The organism is Paenibacillus sp. FW507-14B1B, assembly GCF_058781425.1.
In genome coordinates this window covers 526,182-546,777 of record NZ_JBYSWS010000002.1, presented here as the reverse complement: position 1 = coordinate 546,777, position 20,596 = coordinate 526,182, and the positions used below count along the sequence as shown (strand labels likewise).

General features: G+C 41.7%; 20 protein-coding genes. 17 read left to right on the top strand and 3 right to left on the bottom strand.

Translation table 11 applies throughout. The features are described 5' to 3' along the window. The first annotated feature begins 79 nt into the window (after window positions 1–79). Together AC3WJJ_RS10715 and AC3WJJ_RS10710 are read left to right on the top strand one after the other, a co-directional pair. Window positions 80–505 (top strand): DUF6678 family protein, encoded by a 426-nt coding sequence (locus AC3WJJ_RS10715; RefSeq protein ID WP_492540405.1) that lies wholly within the window; start codon window positions 80–82, stop codon window positions 503–505. Between the two features lie 12 nt (window positions 506–517). Beyond that, window positions 518–1,078 (top strand): DUF1697 domain-containing protein, encoded by a 561-nt coding sequence (locus tag AC3WJJ_RS10710; protein WP_492540403.1) that lies wholly within the window; start codon window positions 518–520, stop codon window positions 1,076–1,078. Window positions 1,079–1,193: 115 nt separating this feature from the next. On the opposite strand, the gene AC3WJJ_RS10705 is transcribed toward AC3WJJ_RS10710, so the two are convergent. The 3 genes from AC3WJJ_RS10705 to AC3WJJ_RS10695 form a co-directional block, all read right to left on the bottom strand. Continuing rightward, window positions 1,194–2,054, bottom strand: coding sequence for a sugar phosphate isomerase/epimerase family protein (locus AC3WJJ_RS10705; RefSeq protein ID WP_492540402.1), 861 nt, complete (start codon window positions 2,052–2,054; stop codon window positions 1,194–1,196). Window positions 2,055–2,084: 30 nt separating this feature from the next. Beyond that, window positions 2,085–2,963: a sugar phosphate isomerase/epimerase family protein gene (locus tag AC3WJJ_RS10700; protein WP_422657498.1), complete on the bottom strand. Its 879-nt coding sequence runs from the start codon at window positions 2,961–2,963 to the stop codon at window positions 2,085–2,087. A 209-nt stretch (window positions 2,964–3,172) separates the two neighbouring features. Beyond that, window positions 3,173–4,237 (bottom strand): Gfo/Idh/MocA family protein, encoded by a 1,065-nt coding sequence (locus AC3WJJ_RS10695; RefSeq protein ID WP_422657497.1) that lies wholly within the window; start codon window positions 4,235–4,237, stop codon window positions 3,173–3,175. A gap of 133 nt (window positions 4,238–4,370) precedes the next feature. Between AC3WJJ_RS10695 and AC3WJJ_RS10690 the strand changes: the two genes are divergently transcribed. From AC3WJJ_RS10690 to AC3WJJ_RS10620, 15 genes are all read left to right on the top strand, one after another. Continuing rightward, complete coding sequence (locus AC3WJJ_RS10690; protein ID WP_492540399.1) at window positions 4,371–5,231, top strand: helix-turn-helix domain-containing protein; 861 nt, start codon at window positions 4,371–4,373, stop codon at window positions 5,229–5,231. Between the two features lie 114 nt (window positions 5,232–5,345). Further along, window positions 5,346–7,250: a beta-N-acetylhexosaminidase gene (locus AC3WJJ_RS10685; RefSeq protein ID WP_492540397.1), complete on the top strand. Its 1,905-nt coding sequence runs from the start codon at window positions 5,346–5,348 to the stop codon at window positions 7,248–7,250. 297 nt (window positions 7,251–7,547) lie between these two features. Further along, complete coding sequence (locus tag AC3WJJ_RS10680; RefSeq protein ID WP_422657494.1) at window positions 7,548–8,477, top strand: ABC transporter permease; 930 nt, start codon at window positions 7,548–7,550, stop codon at window positions 8,475–8,477. A 13-nt stretch (window positions 8,478–8,490) separates the two neighbouring features. Next, window positions 8,491–9,381: a carbohydrate ABC transporter permease gene (locus AC3WJJ_RS10675; protein WP_422657493.1), complete on the top strand. Its 891-nt coding sequence runs from the start codon at window positions 8,491–8,493 to the stop codon at window positions 9,379–9,381. Window positions 9,382–9,424: 43 nt separating this feature from the next. Continuing rightward, window positions 9,425–11,062: an extracellular solute-binding protein gene (locus tag AC3WJJ_RS10670; RefSeq protein WP_492540395.1), complete on the top strand. Its 1,638-nt coding sequence runs from the start codon at window positions 9,425–9,427 to the stop codon at window positions 11,060–11,062. A 289-nt stretch (window positions 11,063–11,351) separates the two neighbouring features. Beyond that, the gene (locus AC3WJJ_RS10665; protein WP_492540393.1) at window positions 11,352–13,139 is read left to right on the top strand and encodes a sensor histidine kinase; all 1,788 of its coding nucleotides are present in this window, start codon (window positions 11,352–11,354) and stop codon (window positions 13,137–13,139) included. A gap of 4 nt (window positions 13,140–13,143) precedes the next feature. Beyond that, complete coding sequence (locus AC3WJJ_RS10660) at window positions 13,144–14,724, top strand: response regulator (protein ID WP_492540392.1); 1,581 nt, start codon at window positions 13,144–13,146, stop codon at window positions 14,722–14,724. Window positions 14,725–14,793: 69 nt separating this feature from the next. Further along, window positions 14,794–15,573, top strand: coding sequence for a cysteine hydrolase family protein (locus tag AC3WJJ_RS10655; RefSeq protein ID WP_492540391.1), 780 nt, complete (start codon window positions 14,794–14,796; stop codon window positions 15,571–15,573). Between the two features lie 14 nt (window positions 15,574–15,587). Further along, on the top strand, window positions 15,588–16,466 hold the full coding sequence (locus AC3WJJ_RS10650; RefSeq protein ID WP_492540390.1) for an alpha/beta fold hydrolase: 879 nt from the start codon (window positions 15,588–15,590) through the stop codon (window positions 16,464–16,466). Window positions 16,467–16,504: 38 nt separating this feature from the next. Further along, a complete protein-coding gene (locus tag AC3WJJ_RS10645) occupies window positions 16,505–16,963 on the top strand; it encodes a GNAT family N-acetyltransferase (RefSeq protein ID WP_492540389.1) in 459 nt (152 codons plus the stop codon). A gap of 35 nt (window positions 16,964–16,998) precedes the next feature. Next, on the top strand, window positions 16,999–17,622 hold the full coding sequence (locus tag AC3WJJ_RS10640) for a pyridoxamine 5'-phosphate oxidase family protein (protein ID WP_492540387.1): 624 nt from the start codon (window positions 16,999–17,001) through the stop codon (window positions 17,620–17,622). A gap of 42 nt (window positions 17,623–17,664) precedes the next feature. After that, window positions 17,665–18,417 (top strand): FAD-dependent thymidylate synthase, encoded by a 753-nt coding sequence (gene thyX / locus AC3WJJ_RS10635; protein ID WP_492540386.1) that lies wholly within the window; start codon window positions 17,665–17,667, stop codon window positions 18,415–18,417. Further along, window positions 18,392–18,985 carry a DJ-1/PfpI family protein gene (locus AC3WJJ_RS10630; protein ID WP_492540384.1) on the top strand — a complete coding sequence of 198 codons (594 nt, stop codon included), beginning with the start codon at window positions 18,392–18,394 and terminating at the stop codon, window positions 18,983–18,985. Before thyX ends, AC3WJJ_RS10630 begins: the two co-directional genes overlap by 26 nt. Window positions 18,986–19,113: 128 nt before the next feature. Further along, window positions 19,114–19,437 (top strand): 2Fe-2S iron-sulfur cluster-binding protein, encoded by a 324-nt coding sequence (locus AC3WJJ_RS10625; RefSeq protein ID WP_422657483.1) that lies wholly within the window; start codon window positions 19,114–19,116, stop codon window positions 19,435–19,437. A gap of 134 nt (window positions 19,438–19,571) precedes the next feature. Then, window positions 19,572–20,591 (top strand): hypothetical protein, encoded by a 1,020-nt coding sequence (locus tag AC3WJJ_RS10620; RefSeq protein ID WP_492540382.1) that lies wholly within the window; start codon window positions 19,572–19,574, stop codon window positions 20,589–20,591. Window positions 20,592–20,596: the final 5 nt, after the last annotated feature.

Genomic DNA, 20,596 nt, shown 5'->3' with positions numbered 1-20,596 from the left:
TAGAGACCATGATATTATAGGGAAGATGGTGATTTAATAGGAAAGTTTTAGAATGTATGCCATTCCGGGAGGAAATAGGATGTCTGAGGAACAGAATCATAGGAAAAGAGTGCTGGAGGCTGTTACTGATAGACAGTTAAGCTCTGTAATGAGCAATACAAAATGGAGGGAACTGCAGGATGCCGTCATGGATACCTTGCCATTTCCACCGCCCTACCAAGCCAAATACGTACTAGAGGATAGACTGTATCCGGAGGAATTTGAAAGTGATGTCTGGTATTGGGGAGACTGGATGGAAGGATTATTACCTTATTATAATGTAGAGTGGATCAGGGTGAGACCTCGTTATCAGAAGCATAGAGGGAATCTAATTGATCCAGAACTTGTTGATTGTACAGAGGATTTCATAACGATCTTGCACAAGTGCAATATACCTTACCAAAAACAAAATGATTCGATTTACATCTATGGATATATCTCCAGTACAAATATATTGAATGCATGAGGTGCAAATATAATGGTATATATCGCCTTATTACGAGGAATTAATGTCGGCGGCAAGAACAAGATCAAGATGGTAGAGCTAAAGATGATGTTTGAAGGTCTTGGCTTAAGCCGTGTTCAAACCTATATTCAGAGTGGAAATGTTCTATTTGAATCGGAAGAAATGGAAGAGGTAATATTGCGAATGAAGATTGAAGAGGGGATCGAAGCCACATTTGGATTTCCAGTCAGTGTGATATTAAGGACAGCTGAGGAATGGAGAAACATTGTCGACAATAACCCCTTCTCCGAAGAGGAGATGTTAAAGGCGGAAGCTAGATCGGATAAAGAATGCATGTATGTAGCCATGCTCCAAGATGAACCTACACAAGGAGGGGTGGAACGTTTAGCCACTTATCAGAATGAGCATGACAGGTATTGTATTGAAGGAAAAGAAGTATATCTATTATTCGATCAGAGTATAAGAGACTCTAAGCTTGCGAGCAATCTTCACCGATTAGGGGTTCCCGTGACGGTTCGTAATTGGAAGACCATGAATAAGCTGTTATCTTTAGCTGGTGCCATGGGTGAATAAGGTATTAGCAATGAGGAAACGGTTCATAAGAAGGATCATCTGACATGAACAAAAACGGGAGTCCCCCAAGATCCAAGGATCTCGGGGGACTCCCGTTACTTCGTTTGAATCAAGATTATACTTCGTTCCAGATACGGTTGACATTATCAAAGGCAATCTTCGTACCCTTCGTGCACTCTTCCATGCCCTCATACTCAATGGACATATAGCCGTCATAACCGGATTCTTTCACGATGCGCAGAATTTCATACATGTCGAGGTCGCCTTGGCCAGCGATCGCTCCACGAAGGAAGTTGCCGCTCGCACTAGTGAACCAACCTTCACCTGGATTACGGTAGGAAGGACGAACATAGAAATCCTTAATGTGAACCATGGATGCGTACTTCAAGTTATTCTTCACAGCTGCAACTGGATTCTCGTCAACACATAAGAAGTTACCAACATCCAGCGTTGTTTTGAAGTTTGGACGATCTACGGCATGAATCAGCGTTTGAACACGGTCACTCGCTTGAACATAATATCCGTGATTCTCCACACTGGTTGTGATATCATACTGCTTCGCATGGTCGGCAATTCGTCTGCAAGCAAGAGCTACTTTCTCGACATCAGCATTAAAATTAGCAATAGAAGTATCTGGTCTTGAAGCAACGTCATGACGCATGAGCTTGGCACCCAAACGATGAACACGATCCACTTCGCTAATAACGCGAGCGATTTCAGCTTCATACTGCTCTTCCGTCTCAGTAATGAAGTTAGCGCCGATCGCGTAGTTAGAAATATCGATTCCTACGGATTTTGCCTTGTCTACGATCTTATCTTCGAGCTCAGGATTGGCGTTGAAGTCGAAACCAAGATTCGGTACGATTTCAATATGCTTACCACCAATCTCAGCTACCCACTCAATAACTTCTTCGATAGACATTCTGCCAGCATTCATCGCTTGAAATAAACTATATGAACTAATTCCTAACTTCAATATGATCGCTCCCTTCAGATGTTCATTTACTTAGCCACGGTAAGTTTTAATGAATTCAACGGCTTTACGGATATCATTCTCAGGATTGCTGCCCACTTCTCTTTCAATGGTTAAATATCCGTTATATCCAATTTCCTGAAGTGCTGCGAAATAGGCTGGGAAGTCTACTTTACCTTCACCAAGTGGTACTTCTTCAAATGCGGCACCAGAGGATGCCATTTCAGCGATCTTCTCATGATCCATAGCACCGTACCCAAGATATCCGTATACGTCTCTTGGATCGACAGGACGAAGACGCTTACCGTCTTTCACATGCGTGTGTACCAGATAATCCTTCAGCAATTTAACACCCTCTACAGGATCATCACCTGTAACCATAACCATGTTCGCTGGGTCGAAGTTGACCGAAACACCGTTCGTGCTCAGCGTATCGAGGAAGCTCTTCAAATGTGCTGCAGGTTCTGGACCCGTCTCAATCGCGAAGTAAGCATTCATGCTCTTGGCATATACTCCAAGATCGTCACATGCACGCTGCATCGCTTCGTAGATTCTTCCGTTCTTATCGTCTGGAACGATACCAATGTGGGTTGTCACCACATTACTACCTAGTTCTACAGCAAGATCGAGGATACGTTTAGACTTTTCAACTTTCTCTGGGTTAGCTTCAGCATCTTGGAAGCCATGTCCAGCCAAATCTCCGCAAAGAGCGGAAATTTCAAGGCCTAATCCATCAATATAGTTGCGAAGCTCTTTACGCTTGGCAGGGGAAAGGGCAGCTGGGTCCATCTCACCAGATACGGCATAGATTTGTACACCGTCTGCTCCGACTTCCTTCGCTTTTTTAAGGCCTTCCATAACCCCAACTCCAAAGCTGTCTACAATTACACCAATCTTATTCGTTAAATTCATAGCGGCATTAGCCTCCTTATCATTTTAAATATGTGATGATTACTCCGTGATCAAAAGTCGCCGACTTTTCAGCACCGAGAAGGTTGCGTAAACCTGAAGAAGGAGGAGCGGAGTGTAGGATGAACCTACATGAGCACCGGACTTCAAAGGTGAACGCAAGATTCGATGTCGAGTATACTTCACTGAGTTACTCCGTGATCAAAAGTCGCCTAGAAGCGAATTTCGATGCCTTCTTCAGCGGACTTATACACCGCGTTCAAAATTTTAATCATTTCTACACCGTCTTCAACGGGGCTGTTCGTTTCAATCTTACCGAGACAGCTGTCGACGAAGTGAGTGATTTCGTTATTGAAAGCACCTTGGAAATCAAATCCTGGTGTTGTGAGCTGTGGGCTGACATTAATGATGGTGTTGTGACGCTCTGTAGAGATGGACAGTACAGGCTCAATTTCAGCGCCGCCTTTGTCTCCATAAATATTAATGGTTCCGGAATCTTGTTTCGCATGAAGTGTGAAGCTGACATCAACCATCAGTGATGCACCGTTCTCAAAACGGATAAGCACGTTCGCCATATCTTCAACTGTATTCACGTTATCTGCTGCATTGTAATCAGCTGCTTTATAGAAATCGTAGTTCTCGATATGCGAGCGGTTGCCAAGCTTGTTGTATGTATTACCACTCACGGATTTCACCTTCGGTTTGCCCATCAGGTACCAGCAGAGATCGATAACATGAACACCGATATCAATCAATGGTCCGCCACCGGAACGCTCTTTATCAGAGAACCATCCACCTGGATTACCAAGACGACGGATCAGGCTAGCTTTGGCAAAATAAATATCACCGAGATCACCAGCATCAATAAACTTCTTCAATACAGCAATGTTAGACGCATGGCGGCGAACATAACCAACTTGAAGGAACTTGCCTGATTCACGTACGGCTTGTTCTACTTGAAGAGCTTCGTCTACGGTTTTACATAAAGGCTTTTCGCACAGCACGTTTTTACCTGCACGAAGCGCAGCGATACTGATCTCAGCGTGGGTGTTGTTCCATGTGCAGACACTAACAGCCTGAACTTCCGGATTTGCTAACAATTCATGATAGTCGGTATATACATTCGATGCGTTGTATTTTTCAGCCTTTGCACGAGCTCTGTCTTCAACTAGATCACAGACTGCAACAATCTCTACATCGGGATTAATGTGATAAGCATGGAAATGGGATTCGGAGATCGAGCCGCAGCCGATCACACCAACTTTAATTTTGCTCATGATTACGCTTACATCCTCTCGGTATCTACGTCTTTTTTTACTGTTTCTGACAGGATATACAAAACGCAGATATGTTATATTTATTCAAGCAAGTTTAATTTATCATAGTTGTTTTAAAGGGAGAATGTGCAGGATGACAAAATACATGGATTATATGATCAGTTCTCACCCTATTAGAATTTATAATCCAAGGATGGATTCCAGCAAGCAGAAGATCAAATCCCTGGCGGTTGTTAATGCAGGTCATTTACCTGGAAGAACTATGCAGCGAGTGGATGCAAAATTCCACGATTGGGCGTTTGTTATGATCACAGGCGGGAGTGGATATTATCAGGTTGACGGTGGAGAAATACAGAGGGTAGAAGCTGGGAGTTGGTTTTGTCTGTTTCCAGGTGCCTCCTTTAACTACGGTCCTTATTCGGAAGGTTATTGGGATGAATATTATTTTACCGTGGAGGGGTACCGGGTGGAGGAGTGGGTTAGGCACTGGCTTATGAACCCGGAACTCATTAAAAGCGCCGCCTTTGACGACTCCCTTTTTCATCGCATGGAAATGATGTTCATGCTTATTGATAGCGGAGTGCCAAGTAATATGGACCGTGCCGCTTTAATGTTGGAATCCTTCCTATACGATCTGGTGTCGCAATCGGATCGTACCGAAATGAATAATCGAGAGAGTTTTGTCCTAAAAGTAATTGATGATTTATCCAAGTCACTGGATAAGAATTATGAACCCTCCGAAATGGCTGCAAGGCATCATATTTCGGTATCTACACTTAGAAGGATCGTTCACGAATATACGGGGTATCCCCTGAATGAGTTTTTACACAGACTCAAGGTTGCTGAAGCGAAGAATATTTTGCTGAATACAGAACTTACGGTAAAAGAGGTGGGTGAAGCACTTGGTTACAAAGATTCATTCTACTTCTCACGTGTATTTAAGCGGATTACAGGCATGTCACCCCGAACTTACCGGGATCGTGTTGGACAATAAGTGAATATTCATCTTGCTAATTATAGGTGATGATCTATTATATTAGGGGTTGTAAGGTCTACTTGTATTGATTAAGTTACTGGTATAGTCGGACAGACGGAGGTATCAATCGAGATGAAAATGTTGTTTCAAGGATTGACTGAGGATTTAACCCGCGGTACTGCTGAACTAGCTGAAATGCTAGGTATTCAGATTCAAGCAGGAGGTATCACTGTTGAAGTAGTTCAAGGTGAGGGCCCGCTTACCGTAACAAGAAATGGCGATAGTGGAAGGATCCACTACCAGAATAAAATTCATTTTTACCGTGCCCTGGGATTGTTCGTAGAACAGGCCAAGGAGAGCGAGACATTTGAAATTTCGGAGCAGCCGCGATTTGATTTTAATGGTACGATGCTGGACGTGTCGCGTAATGGTGTCATGAAGGTAGAGACCATTAAACAATTTATTCGTTACATGGCTGTTATGGGCATGAACGGTTTAATGATGTATACAGAGGATACCTATGAAATCGAGGATCTACCCTATTTTGGATATATGAGAGGGCGTTACACCAAGGAAGAGCTTCGTGAGTGTGATGACTATGCAGATGTGTTCGGAATCGAGATGATTGCTTGCATTCAGACACTTGGCCATCTTCATCAAGCACTGAAATGGAATTATGCTGGAGCAATCAAAGATCATAACGACATCCTGCTCGCTGGAGAGCCGAAGACTTATGAATTTATTGAGCAGATGATTCGTACCGCTGCAGAGACTTTCCGTTCGAAGCGGATTCATATTGGTATGGATGAAGCATTCCAGGTGGGCCTAGGGAATTATTTGAGAAAGCATGGTTTCCGTGACCGCTTTGAAATTATGAATGAACATGTGAGCAAAGTGCTCGACATTACGAATAAATATGAGCTTCGTCCGATGATCTGGAGTGATATGTATTTCAACCTACTCTCCAATGATTATCAAGGTCATCTTTACAACGTCAATGCCAATTTCTCGGAAGAGAACATGGACAAGATTCCTGATGGCGTCCAGTTTGTATATTGGGATTATGGTAAAGGTGATGAGCAGGGCTATGAGAAAATATATGACATGCACATGAAGTTCGGCTCCATGCCGATTTTTGCCGGTGGTATTCATATGTGGAACTCCATTGCTCCAAACTACGGGAAGACATGGACGACGAGTCATCCAGCACTGCGAGCTGCGAAGAAGAAAGGACTACGGGAAGTTCTGGCCACAGCTTGGGGTGACAATGGCAATGAAACGAATCATCTCGTAATCTTGGCTGGTCTACAGTTGTTTGCGGAACACGGGTATGGAGATGAAGTAGACGATGCTCGTCTTGCTAAACGTCTGAAAGCTTGTACAGGACTTGACCTGTTCGAACCATTGGTTTCACTGAAATATATGGACGAAGTTCCTGGTGTAGATGAAGGAAATCACTGGATGGCGAATACTTCGAAGTTTCTATTGTGGCAGGACTTGCTGTTAGGACTGTTCGATGGGCATATTGAACCAGATACAGAATCAATGCTTGGAGACTATTACGATAAGATGGAGCAGAAATGGTATGAAGTTAAAGGACAGATGCCTGCTCCTTTCAATGCACTGTTTGAAACTTATGAGAAACTGGCTAGCGTTTTGTCTGTGAAAGGGACCCTTGGTGTTCGCATCAAGCGGAGTTATGATGCGGGTGCGATGGAGGAATTGAAAGCGATCGCTACTACCGAACTGCCTGAGCTGATTCGTCGGGTAGAAGAATTGAGACTATCTCATCGTAAAGCATGGATGCTTACATATAAAGCATTCGGCTGGGAAGTACTCGATATTCGTTATGGTGGACTGAAAGCTCGTATTCAATCCGCAGGTGACCGTTTGCTCGATTATATCCATGGAGATGTAGAAGCACTTGAAGAGTTGGAAGAGGCGCGCCTGATCTATGATCAGACGGGTACACCAACAGCTCCGCTGAATGTTAATGCATCGTATCAAAGTATTGTTACAGCGAACGCTCTCATTTAGGAAGACATGAACGCAAGTATTTTATAACGCCCGATAATGCTAGTTTCAAGAAGAGGATTGCCCCAATCAAAGGGTGATCTTCTTTTTGTTTTGGCATCGAAAATATGATTTACCAGGTAAGTTGTAAGATTTTACAGGTTATGTTCTAACGAAATACGGGTTTTGTGCAGGGGATAAATTCAACATAATTGAGTTAGGTCAAATGAACCAAATAGAGAAAAAACAACGAGGAGACACTTTAGAGAGGGGGCGCCTACTATTAGACAGACATCACTTCATACCAACGCAGATGCGAACATGATTGATACGCCGCGCAAGAAATCTTTGTTAAGACGATTGGCAGCGCAATATCAATTGCTGATCATGTCCGTTCCGTTTGTGCTTTTACTGATATTGTTTAGCTTTGTTCCACTGTGGGGCTGGATTATGGCTTTTCAGAAATATTCCCCAGGTAAAGGGATTATGGGAAGCAAGTTTGTCGGGCTCGAGAACTTTGTCACACTGTTTCATGATGAAAGATTCTTTCTCGTATTGAGAAACACACTCGCGATGAGCTTAATGAGCCTCATAACCGGATTTGTTGGGGCGATCGCGCTTGCATTATTCCTTAATGAGATCAAGAATGTGAGATTTAAAAGAACGGTGCAGACCATTACCTACATACCACACTTTGTATCGATGGTTGTTATCGCGAACATCGTGCTTACGTTCCTATCTCCGGATAGCGGTTTCGTCAATCAGTTTCTGATGATGCTCGGGATCATCGATGAGCCGATTTATTTTATGGCTAAGGGCGAGTGGTTCTGGGTTATCCATACGCTAACGGGTCTATGGAAAGAGCTTGGCTGGAGTACAATCATTTATTTGGCGGTCATTGCTGGTTTGAATCCAGAATCCTTTGAGGCAGCCGAAGTGGATGGAGCTGGACGTTTCCAGAAAATATGGCATATCTCCATTCCGGGTCTAATGCCAACCGCAACAATTCTTTTGATTCTATCGCTCGGTTCTATTGTCAATACGGGCTACGAATCACAAATGCTACTCGGTAACTCCCTGACAGTTGATTACTATGAGGTGCTCGACTTGTACGCGCTTAACTTGTCTTTCGGAGCAGGGCAATATTCCATCGGGGTTGCACTCAGTATTTTCAAATGTATTGTGAGTCTATTCCTGGTGCTGACCGTCAACAAGTTTGTGAAAAAAGCCGGACAATCATCGTTGTTCTAAGAGGGGGGAGAGCATGAAGAAATCACAAAGCACCGGAGATATTCTATTTAATGTCGTGAACTATACACTGCTTTCTTTATTGACGATTTGTACGATATATCCATTCTGGAACCTGCTCGCTATATCCTTGAACGAGTCGGGGGATACACTGAGAGGTCAAGTATACTTATGGCCTAATGTTTTTACTTTGGATAACTATAAAGTCGTCTTTCAGAATGATGCTTTGCTAGGGGCAACATTGCGATCTATTACAAGAACCGTTCTAGGTACCGGATTGTCATTGATCTGTTCTGTGATGTTAGCATACACTTTATCGCGTAAAGAGTTCATTCTGCGTAAAGCAATTAACTGGATTATGATCATCAGTATGTACGTGAGTGGTGGATTGATCCCTACTTACATGCTTATCAAAAATATCGGACTTACCAACAGTTTCTGGGTTTACATTATTCCAGGTTTGATCAGCGTCTTTAATGTCATCATCATTCGTTCGTACTTTGATCAGCTCCCAGATGGGTTGATTGAAGCTTCTAGAATAGATGGAGCTAATGAATTTCAGACACTGTTTAAGATCGTACTGCCCGTCAGTATGCCTGTGCTAGCAACTATTACGTTGTTCGTATCGGTAGGTCACTGGAATTCCTGGTTTGATAACTATATGTATAACACTAGGGAGAATTTAAACCTATTGCAATACGAGCTGATGAAAATTCTTATGCAATCTACGCAGCAGGTAACGAGTAATGCGACGGGATCACTCGCAGGTGAGACGTTACGACAAATCACGCCGCAGTCGATTCGCGCAACGATGACTATCATCGTAACAATACCGATTCTATTCGTATATCCATTCTTACAGAAGTATTTTATTCAAGGGATTATGATCGGAGCTATTAAAGAATAGTTTCCGCATAATATATGATCACATATAAAAAGGGGCGATAGAAATGAGTAAACGCTGGCTAACAGGCCTGTCATTGCTTTTGGCAGCTTCGATGGTTGCAGGTTGTGGAAGTAAAGACGCGGGTACGGATAGTAGCAGTGGTGACGATGGTGGAAAGATTAACTATTCAATGCAAGTATGGGATTCCAGCTACAAGTGGGATACACCGATCAACAAGAAACTAGAAGAAAAGACAGGCGTATCTTTCGAATATCTTCCGATTGTAGATGGTGGCGGTAGCGGAGCTAGTAAAGTCGATGTATGGCTTGCTTCCGAAGATTACCCTGACATTATTAATGATTCTCCACTGACGATTGGTAAATACAAAGATGCGGGCGCTGTAATTCCACTAGAAGAATTGATCGAAGAGCATGGACCGAACATTAAGAAGAAATTCGGCAAGTATTTTGATTTGCTTAAAGATGAAGAGGGACATATCTATTCACTTTATGGCGTGAATCTTGCAACAGAGCCTTCTCCTGATTCCCAAGCATCATTCCTCGTTCAATATGATGTATTGGAAGAAGCAGGGTACCCTGAGATCAAAACTCTTGATCAGTTGTACACTGTTCTTGAATCTTATTATAAGAAGCATCCAAAAACAGAAGACGGGAAAGATGTAATTCCTTTCTCCGGAATCAGTGGTGGTCTGCTTGATATTAACCCTGCTCTGAACGCAGCGGGTCTGCCTGACCATGGTTTCTACGAAATCAAGAATGACAATGTTAGCTTCGCTATGACAAGTGATGAAGTGAAGCAGTATATGAAGTTTCTGAATAAACTGCAAAATGCAGGTATGCTTGACAAGGAAGTATTCAGCTTAAATGCAGAAACCGCTGGAGCTAAAATTACTCAAGGTCGTGTACTAGCAACTTATATGCCAGCTTGGTTGATGAGAGGTTACGAAAGTTCCATCATTGCCAATGGAGATTACGATAAGTTGTACGCAAAATTCCCGATTATGCTGAACGAAGGAATTGAAGACCAATCTAATGGTTTCCCGCCAACAAACTCAAGTACGAACTTGGCAATTACATCTAAAGCGAAAAACCCTGAGCGTATCATTCAAATGATTGATTACTTGTTCACAGATGAAGGTCAGATCCTGATGAACTGGGGTATTGAAGGACAGCACTTTGATATTGTAGATGGTAAGCGTGTTCGTAATGCTGATTTCGATGCGAAAATCAAAGCTGATCCAACGGTTGGAACAAGTGAAGGAATTCAAGGACCATTTAATCGTTTTAGTTACGGTAACGGTGCTAAGCTTGATGATGGTGATTATGCAACTCCAATTACGAAGGACTTTGTAGCTTCTTCTTACGATGATCGTACCAAAGAAGTTCTCGCTAAGTATGGTAAACAAACTTGGGCTGACTTCGCAGCTAAACCGGTTATTTACCCAACTATGCTATGGCAGTTAAATACCCCGGAAGATGCAAAGCCGATTGCAATCAAACTTGAAGAGATTTGGCATAAAGAAGCGGCTAAAGTCATTCTTTCCAAAACAGAAGCTGAGTTCGAGAGCAGCTGGTCTGGAGCCGTATCGCAAATTGAGAAGAACGGCAAGCAAAAACTGGATGAGAGCATGACTAAAGTATGGCAGGACTTTATGGCTCGTTATAATCAAGCGGTAAAGTAGTGACGAACTCTATTGTCTAGCATAAGCCAGCTGGATTACAGAATAATTAGACAGACATCTTAAGGCACAGAGCTGTGTTCCCCTGAAGCCCAAGAAAAAGTCAATTATTCCGTTTTCCGGCTGGTTTTTCGCTGTAGTATTTTATGGAATAAGGGGTAGGCAGAATGAATAAGAGCGTTATAATAAAGAAAAAGATCGAACAGTGACATTATACGACATTAATAGACAACGATAGAGGCTAGACTGACAGTTTTGCGAATGTCCAGTTGAAGCCAGTGGAGATATAGATATGAAGATCAGGACAAAAATCTTTGTGGCAAACATGCTTGTCGTTACGATTCTCTTGGGTGTACTGACCAATGTGCTCATCCAATATGTTAGTGGGATTTTATTAGACAAAGCCAAAGAGAATGTTAACTATTCTGTTTCTCAGCTGGCTTTAAATCTGGATAACTCCATGAAGGTATATGAGCAGGTCATCGATTCTTTCTATATTAATAATGATATACAAGAAGCCCTTCTCACTCATTATGAAACCGATTCAGAGGCACAGGGTGTATATTTTGACGTAGTAACTCCTTATATGAATGTTATTCGGGCTACTACAGATTCCTTGAATTTAATGATGTATACGAATAATCCGACGTTCCAGTTCTCCGATGTTAAGAATATTGATGATGAAATTCAAGAACATGATTGGTATAAAGCAGCGCATTATGCTGACAAGCGATTATCTCGAGTGTGGACCTATATGGGGCGTTCTGATATTTATAAGGCGGATGTACTTAGGCTCGTAGGTAAGCTGTACAATATTTTCAATCAATCCGAGTTATTCATTGCCGTAGATGTCGATCAGCGCGTCATACAAGATTTAATCTCAAAAGAAGGTCAGGAGCAGCGATACGTTATCGCTTTAAACAATGGCCAAGTTATTGCGGACAATGGGATGAAGAGCATCGAAGGACAGCATATTCAGGATTATGGGTTTTATGATGAGATTGCAGCACACGATAACATTACTTCGATGTATATGGAAGATGGATTGAAATATTTACTCGTATCCAAGACGCTCGATACAAGACATAGTGTATCTGGCATGAAAATTGTCTCTCTGGTCTCGATAGATCAGTACATCAGTAAAGTTAATCAGATGAAATGGATAGCGCTTGCATTGTATGTGGGCTCCTTACTGTTATGTATGGTTATCATTTATGCGATATCTACTGGATTAACGAAAAGGCTTACAGTACTTGCTCTTAAGATTAAAGAGATGAACACCGATAACTTGCAATCATTTATTGAAGTTAGAGGCAATGACGAGATTAGCCAAGTGAGCTATAAATTCAATCAGATGATGGCTCGTATGGACCTCCTGATTAAGCAAGTGTACGAAGCAGAAATCGAACGTAAAGAGCTTGAGCTAAAGCGCAGAGAGTCTGAATTGTATGCGCTTCAAGCCCAGATTAATCCACATTATTTATTTAATACACTGAATGCGATCCGAGGTAACTTACTAGAGAACGGTGACCATAAGAATGCAGATATCGTTAAATGGTTCGCTCAATCCTTTAGAAATATGTTGAATCGAAAAGGAGATGTAGTGCGCTTAGGGGAAGAACTGGATGCTGTGAACACATACATGAACGTGCAGATGTTCCGTTATGGAAGTCGCTTGATCTATTCTAGTGAGGTTCCCGAATCACTACATCCGTTTCCGATCCCTAAGCTTGCTCTGCATACCTTACTAGAGAATGCAATGATCCATGCGCTAGAGAATAACGAGAGTGACACGATAATCAAGGTTCGAGGAGAATGGATTGATGATCGGCACTACCGGATTTCAGTGCAGGACAATGGTCCAGGTTTCTCTGCTGAGAAGTTGTCTGAAATATGGGAGCGTCTTCAGAATCCCGAGGTAGAAACTCATAATCAGCATCTAGGGTTACTCAATACACAGCAACGGATTCAGATGACATTCGGCACGGATTACGGGCTTGATATTGTCAGCGTAGCAGGTGAAGAGACACGCGTAAGTATGGTACTGCCAACGGTGTGGAGCAGACAGAAGGAGGAATAGATCGATGTTTCGAGTATTAATTGTTGACGATGAACCGGGTGCTCTCAAATCTTTGAAATATATGCTGGATTGGAATGAATACGGTTATATCATTACAGGTGAAGCGGCGAATGGAAAACAGGCGTTGGAGCTATTAAAGAATGAAATATTTCACCTTGTTATTACAGATATTCGAATGCCGGGGATGAGCGGGCTAGAGTTAATCCGTTGTATTCGTACCCTATCAGAAGATATTCCTATCATCGTAATGAGTGGGTACGAGGAATTCGACTACGTAAAAGAGTGTCTTAAACATGGGGTAAAGGACTATCTCCTCAAGCCAGTGGATCAAGAGAACCTCTCAGAACTGCTTCAGAGTATTAAGGAAGAACTTACTTATGAGCTTCAAATGAATAAGCAATTACATCACGGCATTCCAGCATTAAGAGAGCGTATTCTAAAACGCTGGGCGCATGGATTTCTCACGGATGAGGAGATTGGCACGGAGCTGGAATTTCTTAATATTCCGGTAGAGGAGAAGTCTTGGATTTGTCCACTGCTTATAGAGATGCATTTTCAAGATCTGACGGATTCTTCTTGGACAGAAGATGAGATGGGGATACAGCGTTTTGCGGTCCTAAATGTGTTGGAAGAATTACTTGTGCATCGTGGTTATATTTTCGAAGAATCGCGAGATCGGTTGGGCGTTGTATTAATAGGTGATGCTTCAGAATCTGGTGAAGAAGTGGTTCAGCAGCTAGCTGAACTGATTAGGGATAGTATTAGAAAATATGTGAAGCTACCCGTTTCTATCGCGATTGGTGATGAGATTCAAGATCTGAGAGAATTAGCAAGTTCGTTCGAAATGGCGCTGCGGAGAATGGAGATGAACTTTTTGTTTCATGGACAGATCATCTCTTCAGTCCAGTTTAATGCCTATGATATGCCATTGAATTCGCCAGCGATCAAGTATATTCGGGCGATCATCGATTCGATAAGTGCTAAGGATGAGGAACTGCTATCCTCCTTACTAGCCGACCAGAAAAGACGGTTCTTGGCATGTGGAGCTTCCAAGCGAACGGTTCAGTCTTTTGTGCTTGAACTATTCACACATTTATTCAGTCTAATTAAGGATATGGAGGAGCCGTATCATCATATATTCGAAGACGAGACGCATGAAACTCGAATTATTCTAGATATCAAGACACTTGATGAGGTAATGAATTTCACAGAGCAGAAGTGTCTCGAAGTGATCCAATATCTGGCGAGACTCAAGATGTCCTCCTCTGCCAAGACAGTGGAGCGAGTTAAAGCGATGGTGAGAGAGAACTATGCTAATAATATCCATTTGAAGATGATTGCTGAAGAAATTCATATGAATCCGACGTACTTAGGTCAGGTATTTAAGTCAACGGTGGGAATGTCATTTAATGATTATCTGATGCGCACACGTATGGAGAAGGCGAAATCCCTTGTCGTTCATACGGATAAAAAGATTTACGAAATTGCTCTTGAAGTTGGCTTCAAGCAGCTTGATGCATTCTATAAGAAGTTTAAGGAGTATACGGGCAAGAGTGCAGGTGAAATGCGAGCTGAGATGAAGTAATGTATACATTTTAATGATAAATGATACTTTTTGTGGAACTTGAATAATAGGTAACGAAATGGAATGTTTATGTCGTATAATGATGAAGGACATCTTACAATCGATCAACATGACCCGATCCTAGATAGGAACTATCTGTGGTCGGGTTTTGTTGTGTTGAATGGGCTAGTTCATTCTAAGGATGAGGTGAATGATACTGTGAGTAGTTATACCGAACCTAATTTTGAGAAATGTGCAGTCATTACGATCGATACCCAAAATGACTTTAGCTTGCCAGGGGCTGTTGCTGAAATTAAAGGGACATATGAAGTGATTCCACACATGGAAAGTATTCTAAAAGTATGCAGGGTTCAAAAGATTCCCATTGTACATGTGATTCGCATCTATAGGGAAGATGGAACCAACGTTGATTTGTGCCGAAGATCACTCATTGAATCTGGTGCTCGCATTGTGTGCCCTCAATCTACCGGAGCTGAACTTGTTCGTTCTATTATGCCGCTGCATGCAGAGAGTTTGAACTTTGAGGCACTATTAAATGGCGAAATGCAGTGTATCGCCGATGAGGAATGGGTAATGTACAAATCTCGCTGGGGGGCATTTTATAAGACAGACCTAGAGCATTTTTTGAAAGAGAAGGACATAGATACCTTGGTTTTTATCGGCTGTAACTTTCCAAACTGTCCTCGAACAAGTATGTATGAAGCGAGTGAACGGGATTTCAAAGTTGTGATGGTGGAGGATGCCGTTTCAGGTGTGTATCCAAAAGGGGTTGAGGAAATTCAAAATATTGGTGTAAATGTGTATTCAACGAAAGCGTTTATTGATGCGTTAACCGTTTCTATACCCTAAGGAGCGTAGGACTTATGAAAAGGTATAAATGCAAAGAAGGTCAGGAACTCATTCATGAAACGTATAATCGGTTATTAGACAGCTGGAATGTAATTCACGAACGACAAGATATCCTGACTTCTTATGGAAGTACACATATCATCATTGCAGGCGTCATAACGAATCCTCCATTATTATTGTTCCATGGCGTAGGTGATAACTCAGCGATGATGTGGCTGTACAACATCAAGCGGTTGTCTGAACATTTCTATGTTATTGCTGTGGATGCAATTGGAGGGTCTGGTAGGAGTGAACCGAATGAACATTATTATAGGTCATTTGATCAGACCATCTGGCTTGATGAAATATTGGAACAGTTACAATTGGAAGAGGTCAATATTGCAGGGGTTTCCTACGGAGCCTATCTAGCATATCATTATGCAATAATGAGACCATCCAAGGTTAGAAAGATTGTATGTATGGCAGGAAGAGTGGCTAGCAGTCAAGGGGAAGTCATAAGAACGATGATGAAGGCATTTTTACCGGAAGCAATCTTCCCAACAGAGAAGAACAGTAAAAAGCTATTAAGGAAGTTATGTGGTCCGAATTATACGGTGTTTGAGAATCACCCAATCCTTATGAATCATTGGTATTATCTACTCAAGTATTTCAACAATAAATCAATGATGAAGCATAAGACAATTATTTTCGACGACACGCAGCTTCAATTATTAAGAGATAAGTCTCTGTTCATTATAGGGGAGTTAGATATATTATCTAATTATCCGAAGGCAATACAGAAACTACGAGACAATCAATTGCGTTACAAGATTGTGAAGGATGCTGGGCATGCCGTGAACCATGAGCAAGCGGATGAAGTAAACGCCGTGATCTGTAATTATCTCCTCGCGTAGGGTGAAAAATATTATTTGTAAAGAAAGGAAGAATGAGTATGAGTAGGATGTTCACTGTCAGACAAGCAACAATAGAAGATTTGAATCCATTAGCCGATGTATTCAATCTTTATCGAGTGTTTTATAAGCAAGATTCGAATCTTGAAGGTGCTAAGTTGTTTTTGTCTGAAAGACTGAAGCTTGAAGAGTCGGTTATCTATATTGCTGTGGATAACGGAACGGATGCAATCATAGCCTTTACACAGTTATATCCCACATTCTCCTCCATATCGATGCGGAGGGCCTGGACATTAAATGACCTATATGTAGCTGAACATTATCGAGGTCAGGGGATAGCTCAATTGTTGTTAGATCAGGCGAAGCTTCTTGCCAAGGAAACAAAGTCTAAGGGACTGTCACTATCTACGGCAGTAGATAACGAAGTAGCGCAAAAGTTATATGAGAGAAATGGGTTTATTAAGGACGAGGAATTCTATCACTATAATTTACAGGTGTGACGTAACTATTAGCTACATGGTGGAGGAGGGGAAGTATGGATCATACTTTTCGAGAGAGAATTACTAGTGAGTCAGAGCTCAGAGATCTATTGGGATATCCAAGTCCATTGGTAGCCAAGAAGACAATCCATTCTCTGGATAGTCACTGTATTGATTTCATTCATAAGTCACCTATGATATTCATATCCACTTCGGATAATAACGGTAATTGTGATGTTTCTCCTCGAGGAGATCAAGCAGGATTTATACATATTATTGATAATCAGCATATTGTAATCCCTGAAAGACCGGGGAACCGAAGACTCGATTCGATATTGAACATTTTATCAAACCCGCATATTGGAATTATACTCGTAATCCCACAGTTAGAGGAAACCTTGCGAATTAACGGGAGAGCGTGTGTTATGAAGGACGCTCACATACTGGAATCGATGAGGGCGAATGGTAAAGTGCCAACTTTGGGGATTGGTGTAACCATCGAAGAGTGCTACATGCACTGTGCTAAAGCTTTCAAAAGATCAGAGTTATGGAATCCTGAAAGTTGGCAAGATGTGAATGAATTACCTAAGCCCGCTAGAATCATAGCGGCTCACGCTGGGGCTAAGGAAGAGGATGTATCCATATCATTAAAGGAATCTTATGAGAAGAGGCTTTATTGAAGTAAGAGAAGAGAATAGCGTAACAACAAGGAGTGGACGAAAGTGTCATTTATAAATGTTTTGGATAAGGGATATGTTCGACTAGTGAATCATATGGGTACCGATTTAGCCGTTGTTAATGCAGCGCGGGTATCCTATGCCAAGGAATCTTCAGTGTTAACGGATAAAGATATTAGACTTATTAAGTTCTTAGCAAGAGAAGGTCATACCTCTCCATTTAGACATGCGATGCTTCAATTCGAAATTTATGCACCTCTTATGGTCGCTAGACAATGGTGGAAGTATGTGATTGGATCTGCGCATTTTGAGGGCACCGGAGACAGTCTTGAAGCATGGAATGAATCCAGTCGAAGATATATTACAGAAGAGGCAACATTTTATATCCCAGCTGCTGATGAGTGGAGAAGTAAACCCGAGAATTCGAAGCAGGGCAGTGGTGAGGTTCTGGATGATAGGATCGGAGCTAAACTTACAGCGGAATTACTGGAATACATAGATTCAGGAATGCGAAAGTATGAAGAAGCGTTAGATAGCGGTGTATGTCCTGAACAAGCGAGACTTTTTCTACCTGCATATGGGATGTATGTTCGATGGTATTGGACCGCCTCCCTTCAGTCGGTGTGTCATTTCCTCAACCAGAGACTGGAGCAAGACGCTCAGAAGGAAATTCAAGATTACGCTAAGGCTATTTTAGAGCTAAGTAAGCCTTTGTTTCCGAACGCTATCGATCAATTGATTGATAGAGATCTAGCTCAAGAGGAGGATGTCAATGAAGATCGGATTAGTTCTCTTTAATGGAGTGACTTTTTTAGACTTTGTGGGATTCTATGATGTGATATACAGGTTGAACCTATTTGAACAAACGAAAGGTACCACATGGGATATCTGTGGTCTGAGTGAAGAGGTTACTGATGAACTTGGCTTAACCGTGAAAGTGAATAAGATTAAGCCGGATTTAGGCGATTATGATCTGGTGTTTGTTCCGGGTGGTATGGGGACGAGAAGTCTTCGTTATGATCAGGAGTTTATCGAATGGGTTAGAACAGCTGAGGCAGTTCCATATAAAGTATCGGTCTGTTCAGGTTCCTTACTATGGGGAGCTGCCGGTTTCTTAACCAATAGAGCGGCAACGACCCATCCGGGAGCATATGATCTACTGGAGCCATACTGCAGAGAAGTTGTAAAGTCCAGGATTGTAAGGGATGGAAATATTATTACAGCAGGTGGAGTATCCACTTCGATCGATTTGGGGCTATATATCATAAAGCTTTTTGCAGGAGAAGAGGAAATGAAGCTAGTTAAGCAGCAAATTGATTATCCTTATGAGATGCAAGGTATTATAGAGATTAATGATCACCGTTAATAGGTGAATAGATTCCTTAGTTAAGGCTAAGTAATAGTAACGTGAGTATATAAGTTCATTGAAATAATGATATACTTTATATTCCAACAGTTTGCTCTAAAATAAATAATAATGAGGAGGGCGTATTAATGCCAGTAATTCAAGTAGAAGGAAAGCAGGACATACAGGCTGAAGAAGGCAAGAAGCTTGTTCTAGCATTAGAGGATGAAGGTGTAGATGTGCTGCACCGCTGCGGTGGTAATGCAAGATGTACAACCTGCGCAGTTGAAGTACTAACAGGTGATTTGGGCGAAATCGGTGAAGCAGAAGCTACGGTTCGTCAGAATAAGGGAATTGAGGATCCGTCCATCCGCTTGTCCTGTCAGGTTCGAGTGCATGAGGATGTATCGATCCGTTTAATCAAGACGGTAGAATCGACGGGATTAGACGCAGGTCCACGACCACAAGAATAATCAATAATCATAATCAATAATCGTATAACACTACAGTATAGGGACTGACTCCAAAGATCTATAAAGATCCGTTGAGCAGTCCCTTTTGTCATATGGTTATGATTGTAGAATAGTAAGGAGTGGGTGGGCGAATGGTGAGACTTCAAAAAAGGAACCTGCACTATTTCTTGGGTTTAATGATTCTGATTATGTCTGTGGATTTTATTCTGATGAATTCAGGACTATTTACGGAATTTGATCAAGTTCTTTCAATCGGAATCATATTAGATTTTGTGGTTGTCATTCCACTGCTGATATATTTCTTGATCTATAAAAAAATAAATGTCTCATTTCTTTCTGTTCTCCCGTTTGCACTCTTAGGCTATATATTATTGGGATTTATGATGCCAAGCACAGGTCAACGACTCCTTGATGTTGTGAAATACATATTAATACCAATAGAAGTTACATTCCTTAGCTACCTCATATATTCCATTATTCTGAATATACGCAAGGCAAGACGTTCCAACATGGAGGGATTGCATCCTATTCAAGTACTTCAGAATAGTCTGGACATTACTTTTAAGCAGTCATTGATGGTCCCCGTGCTTGCTCATGAATTGGCGGTATTGTTTTACTCCTTATTCTCCTGGAAGACAAAACCGTATGTGCGGCAGGGATCTTTATGGTTTAGTTATCATCACAATTCCGGGGCATTGGTTATGGTGTTATTCGTATCAAAGTTACTGCTGCTTGAGGGTGTACTTGTTCATATTCTGTTGGCTCAATGGTCACATACATTAGCTTGGATCATCTTGTTCGGAAATCTATATTTGATCTTGATGCTAATTTCTGAAGTCCGAGCGATGTATATAAATCCAATACTGATGACAGATAAGAGTGTGATAATTCGGTATGGCAATCAGATGTTTGCGGATATTGACTTGGATTTTATGAAGAGTGCTGACAAGATTATGTTCGATAAACTAACCAAGGAGAAGTTAAAGGTGTCATTTGTTCCTCTTTTCACTGAGCCTAACATTCATATTCAATTAAAAGACAAGATTTCGATAATCGGTCCTTACGGTGTTCGTAAAAAGGTTGATCATATTTACCTGTTCTTGGATCAACCAGAAGAGTTCTTAAGGGTGTGCAATAAAATAATGATGAGGTGAATTTA

Excerpts from the sequence above, each read along its gene's own strand:
- AC3WJJ_RS10715 (WP_492540405.1), top strand. The coding sequence starts at position 80 with ATGTCTGAGGAACAGAATCATAGGAAAAGAGTGCTGGAGGCTGTTACT.
- AC3WJJ_RS10710 (WP_492540403.1), top strand. The coding sequence starts at position 518 with ATGGTATATATCGCCTTATTACGAGGAATTAATGTCGGCGGCAAGAAC.
- AC3WJJ_RS10700 (WP_422657498.1), bottom strand. The coding sequence starts at position 2,963 with ATGAATTTAACGAATAAGATTGGTGTAATTGTAGACAGCTTTGGAGTT.
- AC3WJJ_RS10695 (WP_422657497.1), bottom strand. The coding sequence starts at position 4,237 with ATGAGCAAAATTAAAGTTGGTGTGATCGGCTGCGGCTCGATCTCCGAA.
- AC3WJJ_RS10690 (WP_492540399.1), top strand. The coding sequence starts at position 4,371 with ATGACAAAATACATGGATTATATGATCAGTTCTCACCCTATTAGAATT.
- AC3WJJ_RS10685 (WP_492540397.1), top strand. The coding sequence starts at position 5,346 with ATGAAAATGTTGTTTCAAGGATTGACTGAGGATTTAACCCGCGGTACT.
- AC3WJJ_RS10680 (WP_422657494.1), top strand. The coding sequence starts at position 7,548 with ATGATTGATACGCCGCGCAAGAAATCTTTGTTAAGACGATTGGCAGCG.
- AC3WJJ_RS10675 (WP_422657493.1), top strand. The coding sequence starts at position 8,491 with ATGAAGAAATCACAAAGCACCGGAGATATTCTATTTAATGTCGTGAAC.
- AC3WJJ_RS10670 (WP_492540395.1), top strand. The coding sequence starts at position 9,425 with ATGAGTAAACGCTGGCTAACAGGCCTGTCATTGCTTTTGGCAGCTTCG.
- AC3WJJ_RS10665 (WP_492540393.1), top strand. The coding sequence starts at position 11,352 with ATGAAGATCAGGACAAAAATCTTTGTGGCAAACATGCTTGTCGTTACG.
- AC3WJJ_RS10660 (WP_492540392.1), top strand. The coding sequence starts at position 13,144 with ATGTTTCGAGTATTAATTGTTGACGATGAACCGGGTGCTCTCAAATCT.
- AC3WJJ_RS10655 (WP_492540391.1), top strand. The coding sequence starts at position 14,794 with ATGTCGTATAATGATGAAGGACATCTTACAATCGATCAACATGACCCG.
- AC3WJJ_RS10650 (WP_492540390.1), top strand. The coding sequence starts at position 15,588 with ATGAAAAGGTATAAATGCAAAGAAGGTCAGGAACTCATTCATGAAACG.
- AC3WJJ_RS10645 (WP_492540389.1), top strand. The coding sequence starts at position 16,505 with ATGAGTAGGATGTTCACTGTCAGACAAGCAACAATAGAAGATTTGAAT.
- AC3WJJ_RS10640 (WP_492540387.1), top strand. The coding sequence starts at position 16,999 with ATGGATCATACTTTTCGAGAGAGAATTACTAGTGAGTCAGAGCTCAGA.
- AC3WJJ_RS10630 (WP_492540384.1), top strand. The coding sequence starts at position 18,392 with ATGAAGATCGGATTAGTTCTCTTTAATGGAGTGACTTTTTTAGACTTT.
- AC3WJJ_RS10625 (WP_422657483.1), top strand. The coding sequence starts at position 19,114 with ATGCCAGTAATTCAAGTAGAAGGAAAGCAGGACATACAGGCTGAAGAA.